Below are 14,690 nucleotides of genomic sequence, written 5' to 3'. Positions count from 1 at the left end.
AATATGCCGTCTCAATACGGCAGAACGGAGTTTTACATGTCACTCATACCGTTTCAAAAATTACCGCCCAGAAGGCATACGGAAGATGCCAGACAGTATGCGTACCGGATCATTCGGCATTTTATTTTAAATCTCCATCTTCCTCCCGGAAGAAAGATGAATGAAGTAGAACTGGCAGATGCGTTAAACATCAGCCGAACGCCTGTCCACGATACTCTGTACAAGCTTTCCCGAAAGAATCTGATCGATATTATTCCTCAGAAAGGTGCATTTGTTTCAAAGATCGATACTGCACGGATCGAGCAGACCTTATGGATTCATAAGCAGCTTGGAACAGCCATGATCCAGAATATCTTTATCCGGAATGTTAAGGGCGCTCAGTTTGATATCCTCTATCACCATTTGCGAGAGCTGGAGGACTATTTAACTCAGGGAGATTTATCCCATTCTGTCCGGTTAATTACTGATTATTACCATCTTCTTTATGAACTGGGAGGAAAGATGAATCATATATGGGAGGCTGTGCAGAAAGCCGGTATGGATCTTCAGAGACTTTTATATCTGGCTGCGTCGGATTCATCGGTTACAGAAGATTTTATAAAGGATCTTACGTCTCTTACCGATGCACTGGCTGCAAGAAACACCGATCGCGCATGCACCATCTACCGCCATCATTTATCCCGGATACAGCTTCTGATCCCACCTTTGCAGGAGTGTTATCCGGATTATTTTCTTGAAAGCCAGCCGGGTTATGATGCGGCGGCTTCCTACTATCAGAAAGGAATCAGCTACGATGAATGATTGGATACAAACCAGATTTGCCCTGACTGGAAAAAAGGCTCTGATTGCCGGCGGCACAGGCGGGCTTGGAAGTTCCATTGCAAAAGCATTTCTTGAAAGCGGAGCCGACGTTGCCGTCTGCGGAGGGCATCCGGAAAAGGCAGGTTTTTTAAGAGAAACAGCAGACAGGGAAGGCAGACGGCTTCTGGCTCTGGGCTGTGATATTACAGATCGCAATAAAGTAGAAGAGATGATGGACGAGATTAGCCGCGAATTCGGCAGTCTTGATATCTTAGTGAACAGCGCGGGTATGAACCGGCTGATTCCAGCCGAAGATTACGAAGAAGAAGTGTTTGCACAGGTTATGGATTTAAATGTGCTTGGAATTCATACAGTCACCCGGGCTGTGGGAAAACGTTTCATGATCCCAGCTGGATACGGGCGGATTTTAAACCTGTCATCGGTAAAAGGCCTCATTGGAACCGGACAGGATTATCTGGCTTACTGTACCAGCAAAGGGGCAGTGAATATGTATACCAAACAGCTTGCCTGTGAATGGGGCAAATACGGAGTCACATGTAACGCCATTGCCCCAACCTTTGTCCGGACCCCCATTAACGCGTTTCAGCTGGATGATCCTGAGTTTTACCAGAAGTTAACGAAACGGATTCCTTTGGGGCGTATTGGTCAGGAAGAAGATATTGCGGCAGCTGCGGTATTTTTATGCAGCGACGCCTCTTCCTTTGTAACTGGACAGATTCTTGGTGTAGACGGCGGTTTAACCGCAATGCAGTAAGGATCACATGAATCAGAATATAAGAATTGACGGAGGAATCGATTATGATTTTCGGAAATATCTATAGTTCCATGTTAAAAAAACAGCTTGCTATTCTGCCCGCTCCTCTTAGCTGCGCCATCCGTTATCTGACTGAGCATGATATGGCAGCCCATGAACCAGGGGTGTTTTCCATTGATTTAGATGGTGTCCCGGTAATTCTTCAGGTACTTGATTTAAAGACCGGTGACCGGAGCGGACTTCGTCCTGAGATTCACAGAAAGAATATCGATGTACAGTTTCTGGCCTGGGGCGGTCCGGAAGAAGCCGGCTTTTATACAGATGACGGCAACGGTCAGGTTGAAGAGGATCTTCTTGATACTCCAAGAGATATTCTTTTTTATAAAAATGATCCCGCTGCTGCGGAAGGGCGGATTCATATGATACCAGGAACCTTTGCCATTTATTTTCCCTGGGATGTGCATATTCCTGCAATTCAATCAGGTGATACCCAATCTCCCATCAGAAAGATTGTAATTAAGGTACCGTTAGATAGCTGCCTGCCGGACAGCACCCGTTAGGAGGTCACCAAATATGGAATTAAACCATTATCTGGAGGCGCTTTCTTTGAAAGATCCGGATCAGAGACGCAATGCGCTCAGAGAAGTTCTTGTAAAGGAGCATCTGGATTTCGATCTTCAGGAGGAACCGCCTTCCCAAAAAGCTCCAAGAGGGATTTATAACTATATTCTGGCACCATGGAACAGGGAACCCGGTCCTCTTTTTTGTGCTCATTATGATGCAGTGCCCGGCAGCTTTGGCGCCAATGATAATGCTGCTGCTTTGTGCATTCTCATCGCTCTGGCGGGAAAACTGAAAGAAGAGAATTTTCCTGCCCGATTTGCATTTTTTGATGGGGAAGAAACCGGTAATACCGGGAGCCGGCTCTTTGCTGCTTCCATGAATCATCAGGAGATAACGGGAATTATTAATCTGGATGTGTGCGGTTATGGGGATACCATTGCAGTTAACAGCCGGGGATATGAGAGAAAGCCGGGAGTGGAAGCATTTTGCAGAAAAGAAGTTCTGGCAGACCATAACGGTGTGCTTGTAAAATATCTTCCGGGAAGTGATGAAGCCTCCTTTTCCGGCAGCCGGACTCCTGCAATCAGTATTGCCAGCGTACCAAGATGGGATATCCAGTATCTAAACGCTCTTTCCAAAATGGGAAGCGGTTTATTAGGAAGACCCCCGGAATTTCATATGATTCTGGATCAGATGGAGATTTCCACTACCATGCATGGCGGATACCGGGATACTCCGGAATGGGTTGAATTAGCAGCCATGAATCGGATATACGATTATTTGACCGATGCACTTCATAAGTCTTTTGATAAAAAGAAAAGGTTCCTTCTGTTTTAATCAGCAGAAGGAACCTTTTCTTTTAGAGAGAGAGTGGGGTTTTAAAAATCAAATGTAAGAATAATCTTGCGGATCGATGGATCATGACTATCCACAAAATCAAAGGCCTCCTGAGCCTTAGTAAGCGGGAATGTGTGGGAAACAGAACCGGTTAAATCCAGTTTTCCCTCATGAATCATATTAATAGCTTTTCCAAACATTTTATTCTGAAGTCTGGAGCCTCTCACATCTAGCTCCTTGGCTGTTATGGCAAACTGATTGATCTCTGTGGGCGCAGTGGAAAATCCCATGGTGATAACTTTTCCGGCGTTTCCGGTTGCATTTAAAAGGCGGATCAGCGAATCCTTGTTGCAGACAGCATCGATGGATACAGTGGCTCCATGCATATGGGTGTATTCTTTTACTTTCTCCACAAGATCCTCATTTAATACATTAATCGTGTGCTCTGCTCCATTTGCTTTCGCAGTCTCAAGCTTATCATCCTGAATATCAGCTACAATAATGTGATCACAGATTTGTCTGGCAATCTTTAAAATAGAGCTTCCAAGAGCACCGGAACCGTAAATGAGAAGCATATCGTCTTTTTCCAGTTCTGCTCTGGTACAGGACTGTATGGCAATGGTGGTTGGCTCAATCATAACCGCATCCCGATCTGATATGGAATCAGGCAGAATATAGCAGTCAGCTTCCGGCACCGCGATAAACTCACGATAGCCTCCGTCAATATGAACGCCCCTTACCTTTAAATGATCACAGACATTGCCTCTTCCCTTACTGCATGGATAGCAGTGTCCGCAGCTGGTAACCTGGTTAACAATTACACGGTCACCCACTTTTAATTTCTGAGCAGAGGCGCCGGTCTCTGCCACTACGCCCACCATCTCATGTCCGATAATTCTTGGATAGGTTGCTGCTGCGTTGGTTCCGTGGTAGATACCAACATCTGAGCCGCAGATTCCGGCAGCTGTCATTTTTACAATCACATTGTTTTCTTCATCAAGAACAGGTTTTTCTATCTCAATTACCTTTAATTCTCCCGGTTTTACAATCTGTACCGCTTTCATATGATTCATCTCCTTTATGTCTTAGCGTACCTCCAGATATTTGGAAAGAATCTCATCCATTTCCTCTTTCCGGCTTTCTGTTAATGGCAGCATGGGCTTTCTTACTTCACCGGCTGGTATTCCCTGATTGGATACGATGTACTTTAAGTTTGCACAGAGGCCGTTTTTCAAAAGCACATCCAAAATGTTGTTGGATTTGGTCTGAAGAGCTCTGGCTTCTTCCTCTTTTCCTTCCAGGTACAATTCCATGATCCGTTTGAACTGGGGCAGCATGAAGTTGAAGCTGCTTCCAATAAATCCATCACAGCCAAACGCAAGAAATGCCACCATGGAGCTTTCAAAACCTCCGTAACAGATGATATCGGAATTTATGTTTTTGATCCGTTCCATCTGTAGAAGATTTAAATTGGTGTGCTTGATTGCTCCAATTGCTCCGGATTTTATAAGTTCTCTGGTCTCCGGATTATTTAGATCCAGCTCCCTGTGAGTGCTTGATGGGATATTATAGTAGAGGACGGATTCCCCCACTGCCTGGGCAATATCGTAATAGTATCCTGCAATTTCCTTCTCCGAAAATCCAAAATACAAAGGCGGTGTTGCCGCAATGCCGCGAATTCCAAGTTCCTTTGCTTTCTTTGCGTAAAAAATGGCTTCCTCAGTGCTGATGGCACCTACATGTGCATAGAGATCGCATCGGTCTTTTAACTCCGATGCCAGTTCAAACGAACGGATCCGCTCTTTACTGGTTAACAGAAAGCACTCACCGGAGCTTCCTCCGATAAAGAAGCCGTCTGCACCTTCTGTAAGGTTTCTTTCCCAAAGCTGTCTGGCTGAAGTTTCGTTGATTTTACCCTGTCTGTCAAATGGTGTTATTGAAGCAACAATTAATTTTTTCATGTTAGTATGTCCCCCTGACATTTAAATGAACCCCATATTGTCCCGGTCTGATGCCGGAATGAAATAAAAAACGGGTGTCTCAAAAAGCAGATAGCAGGATACAATCACTCCTGTACCGGAATTATTCCAGATACCTGATATTGCTGTATTCATTCACACTGACTCTTTGGGACACCCTCCCTTCTCTTGAGCAAATTACCGCTGTTTTCCTTCCAAAGCATGTACCATTTCCACTACAAACTCGTGGGTCGGAACAGGTATCCCGCATTTACCAGCTGCTCTTACAACGGAACCGCTGATCATATCCACCTCAGTTTTCCGTCCATTCTGTATATCAGCACGAATTGAGGTACATCCATTTGGTGACATTTCTGATGTCTTTTTTACTTTTTCTATTATTTCCTCTGCATCTGCTTCCAGTCCCAGACCATGAGCCACAGCCACCGCTTCGCGGATCAGTCGGACTGTCATATTCCAGGCATGTTCATTGGCAGCAATGTATCCCATGTCTACCTGTAAAATACCAGTAACTGCACTTAAGGAAACATTGGTAAACAGTTTATTCCAGATCAGCTGCTGGATATTGGAATGAATCTTCACGGAAAAACCGGAGCATTCAAATTCCTCTTTCAACCTGGGCAGAAATCCATGACTATCTTCTGTGAGCATTCCCACATTGGTATTCCCGGTTCCGCCTCTCCTGATAAATCCAGGACCCAGAACTGCTCCGTTATCTTCTGTTGTGCCAATAATAATGTGATCCGTAGGAGCAAATTCTTCCAGAATGTCTTCATGACCGGAGCCATTTTGCAGTGTCATTAAATAGGTATCTTTTCCGATCAGGTTCTTACCTGATACAAGTGCATCCCTGGAGTACAGAGATTTCACGAAAAGAAGTACCAGATCCATGACTGGAAGGCCTTCTGCAGAAGTAACTGCATTGGGCTGGTATACGTTTTCTTCCCCATTCTCCTGAAGTCTGATTCCTTCCTTCTGGATATGTTCTACGATGGCAGGGGAAGTATCGATCAGATAAACTTCATGCTTTTGGGACAAATGACCGCCATAGATGGAACCCATGGCTCCAGCCCCGATTACTGCAATTTTCATATCCATTCACCTTCCGTTATCTGGAAAACTCTGCAATACCCTCAATGGCATAAGCACGAATCGGGCAGGAATCAAGACCTTTGATCGGGATTGGTGTATAGGACATGAAGAAGGTGTCCGTTGTCAGCTCCTCTAAATTCTTAAGCACTTCTAAGAACACTACATCAACTTCCATTAAAACATCATGGAATGCAGAAACATCGGTGTTGTTGCTTTCGATGGAAACACCGTCGCCGAATCCCACACATTTCACTTTCTTCTCTTTCAGCCACTCAGCTGTTTCACGGCAGATAAAAAGTCTCTTATCTTCCTCTGTGTTGGAAGCTGGAGTAAATGGAGGCAGCTTATACTGGGAATCCAAAATAACGATATCGCCTTCTTTAATGCGGTCGCCGCAGGCTTTCTCTAAATCTTCTGCCTTAATTTTCCCGTTGGGCTCCATGTGGGTAATACTTACGTAAATAGCACGTCCCATAAATGTGCTGATTGGAAGGCCCTGAACATCAGTCCAGTTATCATTGTGATGATACGGACATTCTACATGGGTTCCTAAATGGCTGGTTAAATCCATGATGGTATGAAAATCCGGAATTGGGCCGCCTGTGTTAAAACGGAATAAATGGCACCGTCTTGATTCGGTAGCCGGATCCAGCTGCTTTGTTAAATCGATTACTCTTAAACCATTTCCTAATTGTGATACGCTCATTTGATTTTCCTCCTGCGAGATAAAATATTATTTTTCTTACTGCTACTATTATACCTGTATACCGGTATACCGGTCAATCATTTTTTGTTGACTTGTGAAATTTTCTAGGGTATGATAGGCTAAAACCCATGAAAGGAGTTTTTCATGTACGATAGCGGTTCCCTGCAGTCACAGGCTTATAATACCATCAAAGAACAGATTTTATCCAAATCACTGGACTCCGATCTCTTATATTCAGAGACCAGACTTGCAAAAGAACTTGGAATTTCACGGACTCCCCTTCGGGAAGCTCTCCAGTGCCTTTCCCAGGATGGCTACATCACCATCATTCCCAGCCGGGGATTTAAGATTCGCCGTCTTGATAAAGAAACCATGCGTGAATCCATCGAAGTCCGCTGTGCCATTGAAGGTTTCTGCGTTCATCTCGCTGCTTCTTTAAGAGGAGACGGGCGGTTTACAACTCTTCTTAAGGATATGGAAGAATCTCTTAAGAGACAAAAGGCCGCACTGACTTCAGACAACTTCCCAGCCTCATTTACGGAGGAGGACCATAAATTTCATATGCTTCTGGTCCATTTCGCCAGGAACAGTGAATTTGACCACTTATTCCAGCGCCTCCTTTATATGATCCATCTGACCACAGCCAATGCCCTTACTGTTACAGGACGGACACAGGCCACGTTAGAGGAGCACGAAAATTTTTATCAGCAATTAAAGGACGGAAATACCGATCAGGCTTATCAGGTTCTGATTGCTCATTTAATGATGCCTCTTGACATGAATTTAATCTGATTAAGCCAGCTGCTACAGAGCCACCTTTACTACTACTTTTTTGACCTGGCAGGGTACTCCTGCCACGCAGCGGGGCTTATGCGCATCCTCAGGTGCAACGATGATTAAGTCTCCCTCTTCCAGAAGTACACTGCCGCTCAGTCCCGGTTCTTCATAAAAGATTAAGTCGTTCTCTTCCCGGCGTTCCTTTACAGTGAGTCCTTCCCGTTTGCAGATACCAAACTGCTCCCTGCCGGAAACTACGTACTGGATATCGAAGAACTTTTCGTGAGTTTCAAATGAAGCCTCATCTGGAGAAATTGTGGTGTACTCCTGAACATTTGCCACAACCTGGTCACCAGCAACTATATAGCTTCCCGGCTGAAGGGATGCGATATCCGTGGTTCTCAGCCATTCATAGGCCTTTGTAAATTTTTCTTCCAGATAATTATATTTCTCTGCAACTGTGATATTAGAAAACTGCATAATCTTCTCCTCTTTTCGCCTAACTGGGCCGTGTTTTATTTGCTTGCAATATCTTTTGTATCTAAGTTTCCCTCAGAGATGGCGACAATCTGATTCCAGATCAGTTCATCCACATTGACTCCGTTTTCCATACTTTGCTTTCTTGTTTCTATGGTACGCTCGCCTGGACAGGTAACTTTGCCGCCCTCTTTTTCCGGATGGCTGGCATCTGCAGCTGCTACTCTCTTGTTTAACATTTCCTGAATTTCTTCCCTGGTGCCGAACAGATAAGGATCATAGGCAATGAAGATCTGACAGCAGCCGGTACAGCTTCCTCTTCCTTCTTCATCCAGGTTCAGACCGCTTTTTCCGTTAGCCATAAGAGCAGCCGCCAGATCCAGTGCGATGGCCATGGAGCTTCCCTTCCAGTAACCGGTAGGAAGAATACGCCTGCTTTCCTCAATTGCACCTGGATCATCGGTTAAATTGCCTTCTTTATCAAATCCGCCGGGGAAAGGCAGCTTTTTGCCTGCAAGGCGGTATACTCCAAGTTTTCCATACGCATACTGGCTCATTGCCATATCAAGAACAATCGGACCATCTTCTCTTGGAATAGCGATGCAGAACGGATTATTTCCTACGCTCGGTTCATCACTTCCCCAAAGCGGCATACAGCTCTCCGTATTAATCCAGCTCATTCCCATAAATCCTGCTTCTGCCATTCTCCATGCATAAGTGCCGCCACGCATCCAGTGAGTGGTATTCTTTAATGCAACACAGCCGATTCCGTGTTCTTTTGCAAGCTCCATGGCGCGGTCTGCACAGAAAAGAGCATTGGTGATGCCGATTCCCAGATGTCCGTCATAATTTTCTACTGCACCCTTACCACCGATTAATTCCGGCTCACCTTCCGGATCTACCAGACCGCCTGATACATACTCCACAAAACGTGGAACACGGTTTAAACCATGACTTTCCACACCGTCCGCACTGGACTGCGCGTGGATTTTTGCACAGATTTCCGCCTTTTCTTTGGAAAGTCCTGCCTGCAGCAGCGCCTTCTCTACGGTTTCTTTTACTTTTTCATAAGGAACTTTTATACTCATATCTTCTCCTTTTCTACTGCCTTTTTTTATACTGTCGTTTCTTCACCTACTGACGGTTCCTGTGGGGCTGGTCTGGGTTCTCTCTTTGCAGACTGCATCATCTCTTCATACAATCCGCTTGCCTCTTCCGGAGAATAGCCGTAAACCAGAAACACATCCATCAGATAGGGAGAATAACTGATCTTCATAATTTCCTGGGCAAATCCCATTGCTGCAATTTCACTAAAAGCAATTACATTAGAATCGTTATGAATGAATCCCAGAGACCAGAGTCTTATCTTCTCCGTTTTAGTAAAAATCTCACGCTTATATCGTTCTTCTACAAAATGAAAGAGTTCATGGGCCAATAAAAGTCTGCTTACATCAAGCCCTTCTGTCAGAACCTGAGTTACCTCCGGTTTCAAAAACAGTCTGGCAGCTTTGTTGACCGCATCCATATAAATACAGATCTTGTCAGGCACCCGGAATTCCGCAAACAGCACACGGTCCGTCTTTTCCGGAAATTCCGGATAAGAAACGTTCATTCCCATGGCTTTTGCCAGTTCCCTGGGATCCTGGGTTCCATATTCTCTGCATACAATACCGGCATACTCTTTTCCGCATGCAAGGCTCTTTTCCATCCATTCCCTGCGCTGATCATCATTAAATTTTCCGTTCAGGGGCTCTCTGGAAAATGCATAGCCATACCATTCCCATGGTTCTATCTCTGCAAGGTCAGAAAGCATGACCCCGATGGGGCGGATTGGAAAATGGGGGCGCTCATATCTTTGCTGGCTTGGTCTGCCTAAAAGCCCCGCCCCAATGGGTTTTAAGGCTTCCCTGAATTCTTCTTTTGTCATAATTTTTAACTTTCTCTAACGGATGCGATAATCAGGACTTCCTCTTCCGGCTCCCGATCACCCAGATCCAGACTCATTAACAGCATGACCTGTTCTAAATCCACAGCGCTGTAATCACTGACTCTTGGTCCTACGCAGACATAAAAGTCCGGGCGCAGTACGGTATCTGTTTTAAAGACTGCATTTTCATTCCAGATTTTTTCAACGGTTTCCTCATAATTCTTAATATGGCATTTCTCAACAACTCCATCAGAACACTGTACCTTGATAAAACCTTTCTTATCCACGATCCTAAGGGGTGATTTTCCTTCTCTGCTGCCCTGGTATACAAAGAATTTATCGGTCTTATCCGCCAGTCTGATATCGGAAACTTTTGGACCAAAATCTTCTTCTGCCAGTTTTCGCGCTTCTGGTTCATCGCATTCTTTTAACAGATCGGTTGTCTTAACTTCTGTGGAACCGGTAGCAATGGCGGTAACCTTACCGGTCTGATTATCAATTTCAATGTGGATTTCCACTGTATCTGGAGAAGCACCGGAACTAACTGCAAGGTCTGCCGCTTCTTTCTTTAAATCTCTGATGTCTTCCTGGCTTGGATTTGGAATCACACGCTCTACCACATCACGAACCATGGATAACGCTACACCAATGGAGGAAATTACTTCCGCATTCTCTGGAATGCTGAACTGAAGTCCCATCTTTTCTGCGCAGTAAGGTACTAAGGAAGCAGCTCCGCCTCCGCAGCCAACCAGTCTCATGCTGTCATGATCCAGCTTATATTTATCTGCCAGAGCGTTGATACAGGCACTTACCTTTTCGTAATCCTTATCAAGAATCTGAGTAGCAAGTTCTTCCACTGTAATGCCAAGTTTATCTGCCACCGGCTTCATTGCCTTGCGGGCAGATGCCGCATTGCCGTGTGCAAAATACTTCTCGTCAATTAATCCAAGAACATTGGCTGCATCTGTGTTTGTAAAACAGATTTTCTTTCCATTCTTTAAACGAAGGGTTACATAGTCAGCAGGATCTCCCGGCTTTGGACTTACCAGTTCAATCTGGGGATCTTCAATTTCTTCTTCCGGTAAAAAGCATGCATACTCGCAGCCTGCAATATGAGCAGAACGGGGACCTACGTCAACCACAGCTTTATCACCGATACGAACCATGGATCCGCCTGCACAGCCTAAAATTCTTACGTCAAGAGAGTTAATAAAGGTATCATGACCACCGATTTTAGCATAATCCACGCCTGGACGGCCATTTTTAATAACACCGATATTGGTAGTAGTTCCTCCTACCTCAAAGTAGATGGCATTGGAAGCACGAAGATACATTAAAGATCCCATAACAGAAGCAGCCGGACCTGAAAGAGCAGTAAGAATGGGACGCTTCCGCATCTCACTAATTTCCATAACACCTCCGTCACCTCTCATGATCATTAACGGAACAGTAATTCCTGCTGCACGAACCGAACTTTCTGTTGCATTCGCAGTGGACATCATCTTTGGAAGTATGGAAGCATTAATTGCAGCCGTACGGGTACGGCGGGTCAGACCATACAGTTTTGTAATATCAGAAGCCATTGTTACCGGCACATTTTTCTTCTTTGCGCAGTCGTGGATAAGAAGTTCCTCATCCATGCTGTCTACACCAAATGCCATGGAAGCCACCACTACCTTTGCTCCCTGGTCCAGGAGTTCGCTGATATTCTGATTAATGACATCTTCAGTCAGCATTTTTTTCTTAATAAACGTATTGTAAACCTTAATCATACGTCCTACTTTTTCATCCAGCACAATATCTTTCAGCGCCAGCTGACGTTTTGCCAGAAAACCTTCCAGACCGCCTCCGGCAACGCCTACTACACCGACCGTAGCAACGTCGCCTTCGATAAATGCATTGGTCGCCTGAGTGGTTGAATGGGCTACGAAAACTACATCTTCCGGTGAAATATTACTTTCCCGCATACAGTTTCTAAAACTCTGTACAACACCGGCAGCAACGCCATCTTTGTCATCATGTGTGGTCTTCACTTCATTTTTCCCGATAATTTCATGGGTTTCATTGTCCATGGCTACGCATTTGGTATATGTTCCGCCTACGTCAATGCCCATTCGGACTGCTCTGTGTTCACGCTCTGCCATTGTATTCCATTCCTTTCCAGATAAATAAATCAAATTTTACAAACAAGATTTTCATGTACTGCTCCTCAATTACATTTTGTTGAAAAGCGTCCGGGTGCGCAGGGGGCGCGCCCGGACAGGGGTTATCTTTTGGGTTTTGAGAGTTTGTCTCCTTGTCCGAGACTATTATTAAGACAGGAACCAAGCAGCGCCAAGTCCACCTAACATGATGAATGTAGCCACATACTGCAGTATTCCGGCAAAATATGCATTGGGTATGGAGAGCTTTAAGAAGTCACGTGATTCAACCTTCGAATAAGCAAGTCCCCATGCAACCCATGACTGAGTAATACAGCTTCCGATATTAACGGTAATGGTCGGAATTGCAAATACCGCATAGAGGAATGGAACTGAGAAAGATGCAACGTTGGAAAGTACACCAAGTGTTGCTGCGCCACAGCCTACTAAGGTCATCGGTCCACGGAACAGACCCATGCAAAGAAGAACTGCAAATACAATACAAACAACGATTTCGCTTCTTGGCATTACATTACCAAGGATCACCTTGAAGTAAGGAGAAGCAAGGGCTGCAACTGAGTTAAACATAGGAAGGGTAAGAAGGAATCCTACCAGAGGAGCGGTATCAACCACGCCGTCATAATAAAGTTTATTAACAAGCTGACAGTTCTCTTTGAAGCTTCCTTTCATTCTTCCGCACAGGAACAGTGCCAGGAAACCCGCAATTACGAAGCCTCCGATTACGGAGAAGTCCAGCCAGATTTTTAATACAACCGGAACAACAGGAAGGAGCAGGGTATAAAACGGTGCATTCTTCTGTTCGGAAGCAGCTCCTCTTGTCTGAGCAGCCCAGGCATGAACGGTCTTGGCACGCTTTAAATAGAAAGCAGCCAGAAGAGTGGTGATAACCAGCATAATAACAAGAGCAGCATAACCCCAGTGAGCAGCATACCAGCCCAGTGTGAAATCAGGCATCTCATCAGGTTTTAAGAAAAATGCACGATACTGTGTGAAGTTTACCGGATTAATATAAATACCTGCTGCAACGGATCCCATAAATGTAAACAGAGCCACTGATTTTGGAATACCCAGAGACATAAGAATCGGAAGTACGATAACACCGATTGCAATTACGGGGCCTGCACCTGTCATGGCAGTAAAAATCAAAGCTGTTACTATATTTAAAAGTGCTACTGTTACAAATGGCTTGTCTCCGCCTAACTCAACTGTCTTGCGGATCAGGGTAGATGCAATTCCGGTATCCATAAGTACACGGCCAAACCATGCACCCCAGCATACATTAACCAGAGTTGTTCCCCAGCCTTCAGGTGCTGACTGATAAATCTTATTTAAGGCAGCAATCAGAGTGTTGTCTTTTCCAAACTGTAAAATCGGATTGGAAACAAGAAATGACTCGCTTACAAACAGTGTTCCTCCAAGCGGAAGAATGGTCCAAAGAAGAGTAATCAGCAAGAAGCCGATCATCAGGTTATGGCCTTTGATACAGTAATACGCCAAACCAAAGAATGAAATTAATAAAATAATACCAATAATGTACTCCACAATAATACCTCCTATAACTTTTTATTCCCCATACTGCTGATAATAGTTAACCGGTCTGCCAATTAGCAGCCTATTCTCAAAACCTGGATTCCCCGCTCCTTTCCTCTCATATGATATTTCTATTTCTAACCGGGCCGGCTTCCTATGCCTGTCCGGAAAAGAACTGTGGATAAATATCCCGAAGTGTGCCTGCATTCCATAAAATCGTATTAAAATGATTGGCACAGATCAGGCTGGCTGCTTCCGCATCCTTTCTCCTTAAATTATCAAGGAGAAGCCGCCCTTCTACTAAAACATGTTCCCAACTGGTCAGGGAAGACATATCAATGCGGTAGTTGAATGTAGTAAATTGAAGATAGTTTAAGCGCAGCAGATCTGAGTCAATGGTTCTAAATACCTCCCAGGTATATTCCCGACCGCAAAAAGCGGAAAGAAGATAATGTACCTGCTGCTCTATCACCAGAAATTCCAGGGGATTTTCTTTATTTATCTCCAATTTCTGTCGATTTAAAACCTCTTCCAGCTGTTCAAATTGATTATCAGTTAATCCTTTGCGGCAAATCTCCTCAATCATGGCCTGTTCCAATACAGTATGTGAAAAAACAACCTGTCTGATCCGTTCTAAATCAAGTAAAGTTACTTCCGTACCGCGCTGCGGATAGACTACAATGTATCCTTCTTCAACCAGCTTTGATAGTGCATCTCTAACCATGGTCCGGCTGGCATTCATCTGACTGGATAATGTATTTTCACTGAGCCGTTCTCCCGGTTTGATGGTCAGATTCAGTATCTGCACCCTCAGTTGATTATAGATATCATTTCTCTGGTTTCCTTTTTCTGCTTCCAATTCTGGCATTTTTATTCTCCTTACTATCAACGGAAATGAAATGCATACAAGTGATTTGTTAAGATTGCATATCAGTATCCCGCCAAATGCATATCAGTTAGCATTTGCCACTTTGCAGTGGTCTTCCTTTTTGTAAAATATAACACATCTATTTTTGAAAATCAACTATATTTTTCATATTTTATACAGTGTTCCATAGTTTTT

16 protein-coding genes are annotated in these 14,690 nt (G+C 44.4%); 5 read left to right on the top strand and 11 right to left on the bottom strand.

Going from position 1 to position 14,690, the window contains the following annotated elements; translation table 11 throughout:
* Positions 1 to 3: 3 nt before the first annotated feature.
* From ABS301_RS12380 to ABS301_RS12365, 4 genes are read left to right on the top strand one after another with little or no spacing between them, the layout of a single operon-like run.
* A complete protein-coding gene (locus ABS301_RS12380; RefSeq protein ID WP_349672506.1) occupies positions 4 to 801 on the top strand; it encodes a GntR family transcriptional regulator in 798 nt (265 codons plus the stop codon).
* Positions 794 to 1,576: an SDR family NAD(P)-dependent oxidoreductase gene (locus ABS301_RS12375; protein ID WP_349672505.1), complete on the top strand. Its 783-nt coding sequence runs from the start codon at positions 794 to 796 to the stop codon at positions 1,574 to 1,576. Before ABS301_RS12380 ends, ABS301_RS12375 begins: the two co-directional genes overlap by 8 nt.
* A gap of 44 nt (positions 1,577 to 1,620) precedes the next feature.
* On the top strand, positions 1,621 to 2,136 hold the full coding sequence (locus ABS301_RS12370; protein WP_349672504.1) for a NanQ anomerase/TabA/YiaL family protein: 516 nt from the start codon (positions 1,621 to 1,623) through the stop codon (positions 2,134 to 2,136).
* 13 nt (positions 2,137 to 2,149) lie between these two features.
* Positions 2,150 to 2,977 carry a M28 family peptidase gene (locus ABS301_RS12365; protein ID WP_349672503.1) on the top strand — a complete coding sequence of 276 codons (828 nt, stop codon included), beginning with the start codon at positions 2,150 to 2,152 and terminating at the stop codon, positions 2,975 to 2,977.
* A 41-nt stretch (positions 2,978 to 3,018) separates the two neighbouring features.
* Here the strand turns inward: ABS301_RS12365 and ABS301_RS12360 are convergent, their stop codons facing one another.
* The 5 genes from ABS301_RS12360 to ABS301_RS12340 are packed head-to-tail and all read right to left on the bottom strand — an operon-like array spanning position 3,019 to position 6,754.
* Complete coding sequence (locus tag ABS301_RS12360) at positions 3,019 to 4,041, bottom strand: zinc-binding alcohol dehydrogenase family protein (RefSeq protein ID WP_349672502.1); 1,023 nt, start codon at positions 4,039 to 4,041, stop codon at positions 3,019 to 3,021.
* A 21-nt stretch (positions 4,042 to 4,062) separates the two neighbouring features.
* On the bottom strand, positions 4,063 to 4,938 hold the full coding sequence (locus ABS301_RS12355) for a dihydrodipicolinate synthase family protein (protein WP_349672501.1): 876 nt from the start codon (positions 4,936 to 4,938) through the stop codon (positions 4,063 to 4,065).
* Positions 4,939 to 4,959: 21 nt separating this feature from the next.
* Complete coding sequence (locus ABS301_RS12350; RefSeq protein ID WP_349672500.1) at positions 4,960 to 5,091, bottom strand: hypothetical protein; 132 nt, start codon at positions 5,089 to 5,091, stop codon at positions 4,960 to 4,962.
* A 42-nt stretch (positions 5,092 to 5,133) separates the two neighbouring features.
* Positions 5,134 to 6,048: a ketopantoate reductase family protein gene (locus ABS301_RS12345; protein ID WP_349672499.1), complete on the bottom strand. Its 915-nt coding sequence runs from the start codon at positions 6,046 to 6,048 to the stop codon at positions 5,134 to 5,136.
* A 16-nt stretch (positions 6,049 to 6,064) separates the two neighbouring features.
* Positions 6,065 to 6,754: a cyclase family protein gene (locus tag ABS301_RS12340; protein ID WP_104433620.1), complete on the bottom strand. Its 690-nt coding sequence runs from the start codon at positions 6,752 to 6,754 to the stop codon at positions 6,065 to 6,067.
* A 144-nt stretch (positions 6,755 to 6,898) separates the two neighbouring features.
* On the opposite strand from ABS301_RS12340, the gene ABS301_RS12335 reads away from it, so the two are divergent.
* Positions 6,899 to 7,546, top strand: a complete 648-nt coding sequence (locus tag ABS301_RS12335) for a GntR family transcriptional regulator (RefSeq protein WP_349672498.1) — start codon at positions 6,899 to 6,901, stop codon at positions 7,544 to 7,546.
* Positions 7,547 to 7,558: 12 nt separating this feature from the next.
* Here the strand turns inward: ABS301_RS12335 and ABS301_RS12330 are convergent, their stop codons facing one another.
* The 6 genes from ABS301_RS12330 to ABS301_RS12305 all read right to left on the bottom strand — a co-directional run bounded on the left by ABS301_RS12330 (position 7,559) and on the right by ABS301_RS12305 (position 14,495).
* Complete coding sequence (locus tag ABS301_RS12330) at positions 7,559 to 8,011, bottom strand: NanQ anomerase/TabA/YiaL family protein (RefSeq protein ID WP_349672497.1); 453 nt, start codon at positions 8,009 to 8,011, stop codon at positions 7,559 to 7,561.
* 35 nt (positions 8,012 to 8,046) lie between these two features.
* Positions 8,047 to 9,096 (bottom strand): 3-dehydro-L-gulonate 2-dehydrogenase, encoded by a 1,050-nt coding sequence (gene yiaK / locus ABS301_RS12325; RefSeq protein WP_349672496.1) that lies wholly within the window; start codon positions 9,094 to 9,096, stop codon positions 8,047 to 8,049.
* 26 nt (positions 9,097 to 9,122) lie between these two features.
* Positions 9,123 to 9,935, bottom strand: coding sequence for a hypothetical protein (locus ABS301_RS12320; RefSeq protein WP_349672495.1), 813 nt, complete (start codon positions 9,933 to 9,935; stop codon positions 9,123 to 9,125).
* Between the two features lie 5 nt (positions 9,936 to 9,940).
* Positions 9,941 to 12,079, bottom strand: a complete 2,139-nt coding sequence (locus ABS301_RS12315; protein WP_349672494.1) for a hydantoinase/oxoprolinase family protein — start codon at positions 12,077 to 12,079, stop codon at positions 9,941 to 9,943.
* 168 nt (positions 12,080 to 12,247) lie between these two features.
* Positions 12,248 to 13,639 (bottom strand): citrate transporter, encoded by a 1,392-nt coding sequence (locus tag ABS301_RS12310; protein ID WP_349672493.1) that lies wholly within the window; start codon positions 13,637 to 13,639, stop codon positions 12,248 to 12,250.
* A gap of 142 nt (positions 13,640 to 13,781) precedes the next feature.
* Entirely contained in the window at positions 13,782 to 14,495 is a 714-nt protein-coding gene (locus ABS301_RS12305) for a GntR family transcriptional regulator (protein ID WP_349672492.1), read from the bottom strand.
* Positions 14,496 to 14,690 lie beyond the last annotated feature (195 nt).

The sequence above is a fragment of the Lacrimispora sp. genome (assembly GCF_031982545.1).
Classification (GTDB): Bacteria; Bacillota; Clostridia; order Lachnospirales; family Lachnospiraceae; genus Lacrimispora.
This window is presented reverse-complemented; position numbering and strand designations above follow the sequence as displayed.

Coding starts and splice junctions, on each gene's coding strand:
- ABS301_RS12380 (WP_349672506.1), top strand. CDS start 4: ATGCCGTCTCAATACGGCAGAACGGAGTTTTACATGTCACTCATACCG.
- ABS301_RS12375 (WP_349672505.1), top strand. CDS start 794: ATGAATGATTGGATACAAACCAGATTTGCCCTGACTGGAAAAAAGGCT.
- ABS301_RS12370 (WP_349672504.1), top strand. CDS start 1,621: ATGATTTTCGGAAATATCTATAGTTCCATGTTAAAAAAACAGCTTGCT.
- ABS301_RS12365 (WP_349672503.1), top strand. CDS start 2,150: ATGGAATTAAACCATTATCTGGAGGCGCTTTCTTTGAAAGATCCGGAT.
- ABS301_RS12360 (WP_349672502.1), bottom strand. CDS start 4,041: ATGAAAGCGGTACAGATTGTAAAACCGGGAGAATTAAAGGTAATTGAG.
- ABS301_RS12355 (WP_349672501.1), bottom strand. CDS start 4,938: ATGAAAAAATTAATTGTTGCTTCAATAACACCATTTGACAGACAGGGT.
- ABS301_RS12350 (WP_349672500.1), bottom strand. CDS start 5,091: ATGAATACAGCAATATCAGGTATCTGGAATAATTCCGGTACAGGAGTG.
- ABS301_RS12345 (WP_349672499.1), bottom strand. CDS start 6,048: ATGAAAATTGCAGTAATCGGGGCTGGAGCCATGGGTTCCATCTATGGC.
- ABS301_RS12340 (WP_104433620.1), bottom strand. CDS start 6,754: ATGAGCGTATCACAATTAGGAAATGGTTTAAGAGTAATCGATTTAACA.
- ABS301_RS12335 (WP_349672498.1), top strand. CDS start 6,899: ATGTACGATAGCGGTTCCCTGCAGTCACAGGCTTATAATACCATCAAA.
- ABS301_RS12330 (WP_349672497.1), bottom strand. CDS start 8,011: ATGCAGTTTTCTAATATCACAGTTGCAGAGAAATATAATTATCTGGAA.
- yiaK (WP_349672496.1), bottom strand. CDS start 9,096: ATGAGTATAAAAGTTCCTTATGAAAAAGTAAAAGAAACCGTAGAGAAG.
- ABS301_RS12320 (WP_349672495.1), bottom strand. CDS start 9,935: ATGACAAAAGAAGAATTCAGGGAAGCCTTAAAACCCATTGGGGCGGGG.
- ABS301_RS12315 (WP_349672494.1), bottom strand. CDS start 12,079: ATGGCAGAGCGTGAACACAGAGCAGTCCGAATGGGCATTGACGTAGGC.
- ABS301_RS12305 (WP_349672492.1), bottom strand. CDS start 14,495: ATGCCAGAATTGGAAGCAGAAAAAGGAAACCAGAGAAATGATATCTAT.